Annotated in this window: 13 protein-coding genes; 1 reads left to right on the top strand and 12 read right to left on the bottom strand. The window is 64.1% G+C overall.

Annotation, left to right across the window (positions count from 1 at the left end):
- A partial coding sequence (locus ACT6S0_RS14365; RefSeq protein ID WP_444763601.1) for a heavy-metal-associated domain-containing protein occupies positions 1–141 on the bottom strand: 141 nt, incomplete at its 3' end.
- A 33-nt stretch (positions 142–174) separates the two neighbouring features.
- Here ACT6S0_RS14365 and ACT6S0_RS14360 point away from each other — a divergent pair.
- Positions 175–765 (top strand): hypothetical protein, encoded by a 591-nt coding sequence (locus tag ACT6S0_RS14360; protein WP_444692073.1) that lies wholly within the window; start codon positions 175–177, stop codon positions 763–765.
- 25 nt (positions 766–790) lie between these two features.
- Here the strand turns inward: ACT6S0_RS14360 and ACT6S0_RS14355 are convergent, their stop codons facing one another.
- The 11 genes from ACT6S0_RS14355 to ACT6S0_RS14305 all read right to left on the bottom strand — a co-directional run bounded on the left by ACT6S0_RS14355 (position 791) and on the right by ACT6S0_RS14305 (position 8,833).
- The gene (locus tag ACT6S0_RS14355) at positions 791–2,020 is read right to left on the bottom strand and encodes an MFS transporter (RefSeq protein WP_444692072.1); all 1,230 of its coding nucleotides are present in this window, start codon (positions 2,018–2,020) and stop codon (positions 791–793) included.
- Positions 2,021–2,047: 27 nt separating this feature from the next.
- On the bottom strand, positions 2,048–2,452 hold the full coding sequence (locus tag ACT6S0_RS14350) for a hypothetical protein (RefSeq protein ID WP_444692071.1): 405 nt from the start codon (positions 2,450–2,452) through the stop codon (positions 2,048–2,050).
- A 26-nt stretch (positions 2,453–2,478) separates the two neighbouring features.
- Positions 2,479–4,836: a heavy metal translocating P-type ATPase gene (locus tag ACT6S0_RS14345; RefSeq protein ID WP_444764510.1), complete on the bottom strand. Its 2,358-nt coding sequence runs from the start codon at positions 4,834–4,836 to the stop codon at positions 2,479–2,481.
- Positions 4,837–4,838: 2 nt separating this feature from the next.
- Positions 4,839–5,102: a DUF2933 domain-containing protein gene (locus ACT6S0_RS14340; RefSeq protein ID WP_444764509.1), complete on the bottom strand. Its 264-nt coding sequence runs from the start codon at positions 5,100–5,102 to the stop codon at positions 4,839–4,841.
- Between the two features lie 176 nt (positions 5,103–5,278).
- Positions 5,279–5,539 carry a heavy-metal-associated domain-containing protein gene (locus tag ACT6S0_RS14335; RefSeq protein ID WP_444764508.1) on the bottom strand — a complete coding sequence of 87 codons (261 nt, stop codon included), beginning with the start codon at positions 5,537–5,539 and terminating at the stop codon, positions 5,279–5,281.
- Between the two features lie 124 nt (positions 5,540–5,663).
- The gene (locus tag ACT6S0_RS14330) at positions 5,664–6,443 is read right to left on the bottom strand and encodes an undecaprenyl diphosphate synthase family protein (RefSeq protein ID WP_444764507.1); all 780 of its coding nucleotides are present in this window, start codon (positions 6,441–6,443) and stop codon (positions 5,664–5,666) included.
- Positions 6,427–6,801: a four-helix bundle copper-binding protein gene (locus tag ACT6S0_RS14325; protein ID WP_444764505.1), complete on the bottom strand. Its 375-nt coding sequence runs from the start codon at positions 6,799–6,801 to the stop codon at positions 6,427–6,429. The genes ACT6S0_RS14330 and ACT6S0_RS14325 overlap by 17 nt, the downstream gene beginning before the upstream one ends.
- Before the next feature lie 205 nt (positions 6,802–7,006).
- On the bottom strand, positions 7,007–7,369 hold the full coding sequence (locus tag ACT6S0_RS14320) for a copper-binding protein (protein WP_444764504.1): 363 nt from the start codon (positions 7,367–7,369) through the stop codon (positions 7,007–7,009).
- A gap of 22 nt (positions 7,370–7,391) precedes the next feature.
- A complete protein-coding gene (locus ACT6S0_RS14315; RefSeq protein WP_444764512.1) occupies positions 7,392–7,859 on the bottom strand; it encodes a DUF411 domain-containing protein in 468 nt (155 codons plus the stop codon).
- A gap of 14 nt (positions 7,860–7,873) precedes the next feature.
- Positions 7,874–8,416, bottom strand: coding sequence for a cupredoxin domain-containing protein (locus ACT6S0_RS14310; RefSeq protein WP_444764503.1), 543 nt, complete (start codon positions 8,414–8,416; stop codon positions 7,874–7,876).
- Positions 8,417–8,500: 84 nt separating this feature from the next.
- Positions 8,501–8,833: a copper-binding protein gene (locus ACT6S0_RS14305; RefSeq protein ID WP_444764502.1), complete on the bottom strand. Its 333-nt coding sequence runs from the start codon at positions 8,831–8,833 to the stop codon at positions 8,501–8,503.
- Positions 8,834–8,869: the final 36 nt, after the last annotated feature.

Below are 8,869 nucleotides of genomic sequence, written 5' to 3'. Positions count from 1 at the left end.
GACGATGGCTTCGCGGACGCCCGGCACCTTCGCAAGGGCCTTCTCGACTCGGGCGACGCAGGAGGCGCAGGTCATCCCTGCGATGGGGAATGTCCAGCGGCGCGCATCTGCCGCCTGAGTGGTGGGTGCAAGTGAGTTCATTGATTCCTTCCCGGCCGGCTTCAGTGCCGACCCATGAACGGAAGTCTCAAGCTTGCCATGATGGGAGAGTCAAGAGGCGACGCAGAGAATTTTTGGCCTCGTTGCCACGGTGCCATGGCGGTGTCACTCGCCAGCGGCACCATTCAGAAGATGCTTGAAGACACTGCACGCTGCGCCACGTTCCGGTTGTTTCCGGTGCTACTTCTTGCCGTGCTCACACCGATGGCCAGCGCAGCACCCTCCGTTCCTGCCGCACTTGCGTGCCAGAGCACGGTTTTGAATGATGAGCAGGCAGAGGCGGTGTGCTCGCTGCCGGGTTCGTTTGCTGGCAAGGACGTTCGCTTCAAGGCGCATTTCCTGGGCAGCCACGACGACAGCATCGTGTCACTCCGCTTGCCGACACTCAACGGAGCGCCAGTGATCTGCCGGCCGGGCAGCAAGACCGAGTCCCGGTTTGAGGACGGGGAGGTGACGCTGGATTGCGGCTTCGTTGCACCGGAAAAGCCGGCCAGCGTCAAGGTCAACATCTCGCTGCATCACCCTGCAACTGGACAAGACCGAACTGGTGATCGAGTAGGGGTCGAGACCGCGTGGCAAGGCGAGCCGTGCATCCATATGGCCTGACGAATTGAAACTGTGACCGATACGCTTACCTGACCTCAGGGTCATCGTCCAACGACTGCGGACGCCACAAGCCCCAGGAGACGCAGGCCCCGGTGATGAGCACTACGGAAGCAATCCAGAACGGTGCCTGGGGATGAAAAGCAAACGCGGTGCCGCCGCCGACGGCCCCCACAGCTTGGCCGAGATTGCCGGCGGCTGCGAGTTGACCAAGCAGCGAGCCCGGAGCGCCGGGTCGTTGATTGAGCATCGTGTATGACAAGACGGGAGCGATCATTCCCGCGCCCAGGGCGACGACGGCGACCATCAGGCCCAGCGCTCGTGCGTCGGGCGGGGGAAATAGCAGCGCCAGGGCCGCGCCGGCGAAGGTGGCGGCCAGCCACCGCTCGTTCAGCCGACGCCGCACCGCCGCCACGAGCAGGCTCATTTGTGCTGCCAGCATGACGACGCTGCAAGTGACAAACATGGTGGCAATGGCGCTGGAGTCCATGCCGATCGTCTGGCTGCCAAAAAGGTTGAAACCGACATCAAATGTCCCCACCGCAACGGAGGCCAGGAAGGCCAGCAGCATGGACTGGCGAGCGAGGCGGCGCGACCTCTGGGTGTCGCCGCTGGGAGGCACGGTGCCGACGCGCTCGCCGCTCAGCGCCCAAGGCGTAAGCGCCAGCACGGCTGTGCCCACCGCCGCAATCGCCCAGGCCGGCCAGTGCAGCATCTGCGCCATCTGCCCCACCGATTCGCGCATCACAGGCCCGGCCAACCAAGTGCCAAACGCAGGCCCGGCGATAAGGCCGAGAAACGCCAGCGTTCCCAAGACGACAAACCGGCGGCTGCGCACCACCGGCGTGCTGATGTCAGCGATATAAGCCTGCGCCGTCGGGACAATGGCGGCAGCGCCCGCGCCGGCCAGGAGCCGAGTGGCATAGATCCAGCCGATCTGCGTGGCCAGCGCCGTCAAGGCCGTGCCCACCACGAACAGGCCAAACCCCAGCATGAGTACCTTGACGCGCCCAATGCGATCCGAAAGGAAGCCCCAAACGAGCGCGAATGTGAATAGCGCGAAGAGGTAAGCCCCGCCCAACCACCCCACCTGACGGGAGATCTCCTGCGCGGACACTGCGCCGAGATGTCTCAGCAGCGTGGGCTGCAGCAGCGGTTGCGCCGCGCCGTAAGCCAGCGCCACGAGGAACACCATCGCTCCCAACAGCACCATGGCGCGTTTGGGATCCGCGTTCCGCTTCAGCGAAAATGACGTCACGTGATCGCCGACGTTGCTCGCGGATGCTCAGCGCTTGGCCAGGTAGCTGACCACGGAAGCGAGCCATACTAAAGCCGGGATAGGCAGCAGCCACCTGAAGTCCGAGTGCAGCACGAAGTTGCTCGCGCTCATCAGGGCCACGGTAAAAAAGCCTGCAACCGCCAATGTGGTCGCCGTTCCACGTGCCCGAACCGGCAGAAGCGTGCGGGCGATGAAGACGACGAGAACGCCGGCACCTGCCATGAAACCCCCCATGACGGTGAACACCTTGCCCAGCCACCGCTCGAGCTCCGGCGCGGCCGACCGGAGCGCGTCAATGCTGGTGCCCATGAAGCGTTGGTCTTCCGGCAACAGCGCTGGGCGCAGGAAGATGAAGTAGGCGCCCAGGCCCACCAGCCATACGCCGCATACCAGAAGCAGCCAGCTTGACAAGCCGTACTTCGGCTGCGGCCCAAGGCTCATTCGATGGCCGCCTTGCGCAGGCGCAAGGCATTGGTGATCACCGAGGCCGAGCTCAGGCTCATCGCCAACGCCGCGATCATGGGCGACAGCAGCCAGCCGGTGAACGGGTACAGCAGGCCGGCTGCGAGCGGGACACCAAGCGCGTTGTAGACAAAGGCGAAGCCCAGGTTCTGCTTCATGTTGGCTACGGTCGCGACCGACAGGCCTCGCGCCGTGGCGATGCCGCGCAGGTCGCCCTTGACGAGCGTCAGCTGCGCGCTGTTCATCGCGACATCGGTGCCCGTTCCCATGGCGATGCCCACGTCGGCGCGCGCTAGCGCCGGGGCGTCGTTGATGCCGTCGCCGGCCATGGCCACCACGCGGCCTTCCGACTGCAGTTGCTCAACCAGCTTGAGCTTGTCCGCGGGCTTGACCTCGCCATGCACTTCGTCGATGCCCAGGCGCTGGCCAACGGCTCGCGCTGTCGTCAGGCCGTCGCCCGTGGCCATGATGACGCGCAGCCCGGCTTGGCGCAGCGAGGCCAGCGCTTCAGCCGTGGTGGCCTTGACGGGGTCGGACACGGCCAGCAAGCCGAGCAGTGTCTTGTCTACGGAGAGATGCATCACGCTGGCGCCCTCGGCGCGCAGCGCCTCCGCCTGGCCCGTCAGGGCCGACACGTCGACGCCCAGTTGTTCCATCAGCGCCGTGTTGCCGAGCGCCAGCGCCTTGCCGGCCACCGTGCCGCGCACGCCGATGCCGGACTCCGAGTCGAACTGTTCGGGTTTGTCAAGCGCCAGACCGCGCTCCTTGGCCGCTGCGACGATGGCTGCAGCCAGTGGATGCTCGCTGCCCTGATCCAGGCTGGCAGCCAGGCGCAGCACCTCGTCTTCGGAGATGCCAGGCGCCGCAACCGCACGCTCGAAGGTCGGCCGCCCCTCGGTTAGCGTGCCCGTCTTGTCGACGATGACGGTGTCGACCTTGCGCAGGTTCTCTATCGCCGCTGCGTCGCGGAACAGCACGCCGCTGGTGGCGCCGCGGCCTGTGGCCACCATGATGGACATGGGTGTGGCCAAGCCCAGCGCACAGGGGCAGGCAATGATCAACACCGCCACGGCGTTGATGAGCCCATAGATCCAGCTGGGCTCGGGTCCGAAGAAGCCCCAGCCGAAGAAGGTCAGCGCCGCGATGCCCACGACGCCCATGACGAAGTAGCCCGCCACGGTGTCGGCCATGCGCTGCATGGGCGCGCGGGAGCGCTGCGCCATGCCGACCATCTGGACGATCTGCGCCAGCACCGTCGCCGAGCCGACATGCTCGGAGCGCATCACCAGGGCGCCGCTGGTGTTCATCGTGGCGCCGATCAGCTTGTCGCCGGGCCGCTTGGTGACTGGCAAGGGCTCGCCGGTCAGCATGGATTCATCGAGTGCGCTGCTGCCCTCGACCACGACGCCATCCACCGGCACCTTCTCGCCCGGGCGCACGCGCAGCAGGTCGCCCACATGCACATTGGCCAGCGGGATGTCAGCCTCGCTGCCATCCGCTGCAATGCGGCGTGCCGTCTTGGGTGCCAGGCCGAGCAGCGACTTGATGGCGGCAGAGGTCTGCGATCTGGCCTTCAACTCCAGGATCTGCCCGAGCAGGGTCAGCGAGATGATCACGGCGGCCGCTTCGAAGTACACCGCCACCCGACCCATCGAGACGAAGGATGCCGGGAACACCTGAGGCGCGACGGTCGCCACCACGCTGTATAGGAAGGCCGCGCCCGTGCCGAGCCCGATTAACGTCCACATGTTGGGGCTGCGGTTCGCCACCGATTGAGCGCCGCGCACAAAGAACGGTGCGCCGGCCCACAGCACGATGGGCAGCGTCAGCACGAGTTCGATCCAGCTCTGCCTGGCCATGTCAAACCAGCCAAGGCTGTGCCCGAACATCGCGAGCAGGGTCACGACCACCGTCAGCGGCAAGGTCCACCAGAAGCGGCGCTTGAAGCTCTCCAGCTCGGGGTTCGCTTCATCGTCGAGCGAGGGCAGCACCGGCTCCAGCGTCATGCCGCATTTGGGGCAGTTGCCGGGCCGATCCTGGCGGATCTCGGGGTGCATCGGGCAGGTGTAGATGGTTCCCGCCTCCGCTGGCACCGGTGGCTCGGCCTCGGTCGATACCGCAGGCACGCCGAACTTACCAGGTTCAGACGCGAACTTGCCCTGGCACTTGGCGCTGCAGAAGTAGTACGGCCGACCCTCGTGCTCAAGCCGGTGTGGCGATTTTTCCGTCACGGTCATCCCGCAGACCGGGTCTTTAAGCGTGGCCGCACCCTGCGGCGGCGCTGTAGCTTCGTGAGCGTGGCCCTCGTGATGCACATGCGTGTGAGCAGCCATGATCAGCTGACCTTGGTTTCGGACGGGCTGGATCCGATGTCGCGATGACCGCCGTGTCCGCCATGCCCGCCGTGTCCATGGAAGAGGTGCATCAACGGGCAGGCCAATAGCACCAGATAAATCCAGGAACCGGCAAGGTGCGACCAATGCTCGCGCAGAAGGAAGACCAATCCGATCAACGCGACCATGACAACAGCGCCCCAGACGGCACGTAGCGACAGCCCGCTGGACTCGGGCTGGGATGGGTGAACGTGGTTGGTGGACATGTCAGCGTTCCTTCCTGGGTTGGTTTCGGTGATGGAACTTGGCCGCCCGCCCCAGAAGCGTGGGCCTTCAGGGTCGGTGCGGTGTGTGCATCGTCATCTGCTGCCGCATCGCCACCCACCCGCAGGTAGCCAGTGGCTATCGGTCTTGCCGGATGAGGGGCAAGCGGCGAGCCGTCTCACCGACAGCCGCCACAGCAGCCCCCGCTTTTGCCAGCGGTGGTCGGTGCAGCTGCGCCTACAGCTTTGACCGGCGTGTAGCCCGCGTCCAGAATGGCCGCCTTCAATTCGTCGGCATCCGCAGCGCTCGAGTTGATGTCTACGCGCTTCGATGCGAGGTCGATAGCAACCTGAGCGTCTCTATCGGCGCCCTTGATGGCCTTGGTGATCATGCTGACGCAGTGTCCGCATGTCATGTCATTCACTTCAAACGAAATCATCACTGGCTCCTTCAATACGATGGGGTGATAGCTACTGTGAAGCTTCCCACCGTGGCAAGGTCCAGCACTGGCTGTACAAAGCCCTCTAACTCAAATGGCTTTGCGGTCGGGCTTCACGATCTCGTTAGCCCCCCAGCGTGCGGTCTTGTTGCTGAAACCAGGCCAGGGCGCTTTCGAGGTGTGTGCGCTGGAAATCCGGCCAGAGCGCTTCGACAACATAGATGTCTGCATAGACGGACTGCACCGGCAGGAACCCACTCAGCCTGCGACCTCCGCCCCAGCGCACGATCAGATCGATGCGTGAGACTGGGTCAGACAGCAGCCGGCCTTCCCGCAGTCCATTCAGGTCCCATTCCCAGCCATAGTTGACGAGGAAGTTGACCTTGATGTCACCGGCGCACCGCTTCCGGTAGCGCGCCAGCTCCGCCGGGAACTGCGGCGACCGTTCGTCCCCGACAACCAGAAGGGCCGCGCCTCGGCGGACGACCTCCAGTGCAAAGGCCACACATGCCGATCGAAAGTGCTCGGTCTGCACAGTGGGTCGGCGCGTGTTGTCCTGAGTAAAGCCATAGACGGACACCTCTTCAATGCCAAGGCGCTGGCACTGTTCAAACAGCGACAGACCCGGCGCGATGCCGTGCGCATACCCTGCCTCCTTGGGCAGAGTCTGGGCAGCCGCCCAGCGTCGGTTCCCGTCTGGGATGAAGCCGATGTGTCGCGGAAGGACCATGCGTTGAGGCAGTAAAGCGCTGGAAGCCAAGGATATGTTGTTGGAAACCGTGACGGTGAAAGCACTCCGAACGTCGTCGCACGGAGGCTCAGCAACTAGACCGCGTACTGAACTCATCACGTCTTGCGCGCGGAAATAGATGGCGGGTTCAGGGTCATCAATGTGCGTGATCACCCAGCGACTGTGAGGCTGTCGCACGAGGTGTCTTGGCGATGCGTCGGCATTCATCGGCACAACGGCGGCAAGCTTGCGCGCACGCTTGACAGTGGTCCATCTGGTGCTTGAGGCACTCCTCAGCACAGGCGTCGCAAATGTCGGCGCACAGCGTACAGATCGCCTGCACGTGCTCACTGTTCCGCGCCATCGCTGCCGAAGCGAGCTGGCAGATCGCCGCGCAGTCCAGGTCAAGCGCAATGCAGCGTGCCATCGTCTTGACGTCTTGCTCTTGCAAGCAGGCTATTGAACAGTGGTGACACGCCGCCGCGCATTGCTCACACGCTTCGATGCAGGTCGCATGCAGTTGGTGGGTCATTGGATTGCTCCTTGAACGCGAAAAACTTCGCATCGTCCTCAGGCAAAGCGTGGTCCCAGCGATTCGGGTGTCAAGCGGCACGCGGCGGAACGCACCACTTCCTGCCGACGCACCAGGCGCGGCATGAAACGACGATTCAGTAGAACGTTCCGACGCTCAGGTCATATCTACGTGCGGCCACGCCCGGTCGGCATCATTTGCTTTCTCATTGGGCTGGCTGCAGTTGCGTCACGACCATGGCACCGTTCGCTTGCTCGACAGCAAAGCGCACCTTGTCGCCCACCTTGAGCTTGTCGAGCATGACCGGGTCGCGAACCTGAAACACCATCGTCATCGCCGGCATGGCGATGCTCTTGATCTCGGCGTGCTTGATCGTGACCTTCTTGTTGGCCACGTCGACGCGCCGAACTTCGCCGTCGGTGAGGTCTGTACTCGCGATGGCTGCGGGCTGAGCAGCGCTTGCAGCATGGTGGCCCGAGTGCGCCGCCCCATGGTTGGCAGCGAAGGCAGCAGAACCAGCCAGCAGCGAGGCGCAGGCCAGCAGTGAACGGAGGGTCGGGGCGTTCATAAGACTTCCTTCAGCATTGGGTTCAACGGAAATAGGACTGGTAGACGCGCGTGCTGCCGTCCTTGAGCACGAGGAGCACGTCGTAGGGCTGGGTCTGGTTGTCGAAGTCGGGGCCATCCATGCCGGGGCTGCCCAGCGGCATGCCAGGCACAGCCAGGCCAATGGCCGCGGGCTTCTCCTTGAGCAGGCGCTTGATCTCGCGAGCCGGCACGTGCCCTTCGATGGCATAGCCCCCGATCTTGGCTGTGTGGCACGAGCCCAACTTGGCGGGCACGCCCAGCGCCTGACGCGCTTCGACGTTGCCGATGTCATGGATCGTTCCCACCGTCATGCCTTGCGTCTCCAGGTGCGCGAGCCAGCTCTTGCAGCATCCGCAATCGGGTGACTTCCAGACTTCGACCTTCGGTGCAGGCTTGGCGTTCGCAAGCCCCGGCACGGCAAGCGCCACGGCGACGCTGAGGCTGGAAGTAAGGAGGCGGCGGCGGTTCATCGCGGGGCTGGCCATCAATGCTTGTGGTCGTGGCCGTCCGCCGCCTTGGCGCTTTTCGCGGCCGGCTTGGCGCTGCCCTTGGTCACGGTGACCGCGCCCTTCATGCCGGCGTCGTAGTGACCGGGTTGCAGGCACGCGAAGTCCACTTTGCCGGCCTTGGTGAACTGCCAGACCACCACGCCGGTCTTCCCGCCGGCCAGCGTGATCATGTTGGGCTCCTCATGCTCCATCTCCGGGAACTTGAGCATCTGCTGGTAGTGCTCCTTGAGTTCCTGGTCAGTGCCGAGCACGAACTCGTGCTTGAGCTTGCCCGAGTTCTTGATTCGGAAGCGGACGGTCTCGCCTTGCTTGGCCTCAATGTTGGCCGGGTTAAAGCGCATGCCGTCGGTCATGTCGACATCGACGGTGCGCGTGACCAGAGCGGCTTTGCCTGGTATGCCGACGGCGTTGGCGCCACCTTTGTCATGCGCATGGCCGCCCGCGTGCGTGCCGCCCGCGAAGGCCATACTGCTGGCCGCGCAAAGGGTGGCCATAGCGGCGATAGTGCGGAGCTTCATCTGTACGTTACTTTCGGTTGGGTTGAGGCTGGCGCGTGTCGTTCCATGATTTGGCGACACACAGGTGGGCTGTGGTGCAGCTCGTCAGGATGACTTCACAAGTTCGGTGACCTTGATCGAGCCATCGACCTTGTCGGCCTTGAACTTGACTTGGTCCCCGACCTTCACGCTCGCGAGCACTGCCGGATCAGCGCGGAACACCATCGTCATGCCGGGCATGCCGAGGTTGTCGATCGGACCATGCTTGAGAGTGATCTTGCCTTGGCTGACATCGATCTTCTTGACTTCGCCAACTGCGTAAACAGCACCAGCCGTGGCGCTAGGCGCAGGGGTGGCGTTGGCGGCTATCGCAGACCATGGCAAAACAGCGATCGCGCTGGATAGAACGACGGTCAGGGAAATGTTGCGGCGTTTCATGGTGACTTTTCCTTCATACAGCAGGGCGGTCCGGGG

Origin of the sequence: Roseateles sp., from assembly GCF_052436255.1 — a bacterium.
In the GTDB taxonomy this organism is placed as follows: Bacteria; Pseudomonadota; Gammaproteobacteria; order Burkholderiales; family Burkholderiaceae_C; genus Pelomonas.
This window is presented reverse-complemented; position numbering and strand designations above follow the sequence as displayed.